Source organism: Hyphobacterium sp. SN044 (assembly GCF_021864465.1).
GTDB lineage: Bacteria > Pseudomonadota > Alphaproteobacteria > Caulobacterales > Maricaulaceae > Hyphobacterium.
Window position 1 is genome coordinate 1 of record NZ_JAKKUV010000055.1, and the last position, 281, is coordinate 281.

General features: G+C 64.4%; 1 protein-coding gene. It reads right to left on the reverse strand.

Annotated elements, in window-relative coordinates; translation table 11 throughout:
* The coding region (locus tag L5876_RS14630; RefSeq protein ID WP_236957095.1) for a DUF3089 domain-containing protein at positions 1-281 on the reverse strand (281 nt) is incomplete at both ends.

A 281-nucleotide genomic window follows, 5' to 3' on the forward strand; every position in this document is an offset into this window, starting at 1 on the left:
GGCGAGCACGATCGGTTTATCCGGACCCACGCTCGTCAGGAAATATTCGAAGGCCTGCGCGACATCGGCATAGGCCGCGTCGATGGCCTTGGTGGCGTCGGCCTTGTCAGTCAGGAAGGCGCCGACGGCGGCCTGTCGGTATTTGGGTGCCCACAGTTCTTCCGCACGGTTGAAAGGGCGGGCCAGCCCGCGCAGGAAAACGGCGGCAAGCCGGTCGGTGTCCGCATCATTCAAGGCGGCGTTCCAATCACCCAGGGCACCCTTGGTATAGCTGGTCGGCG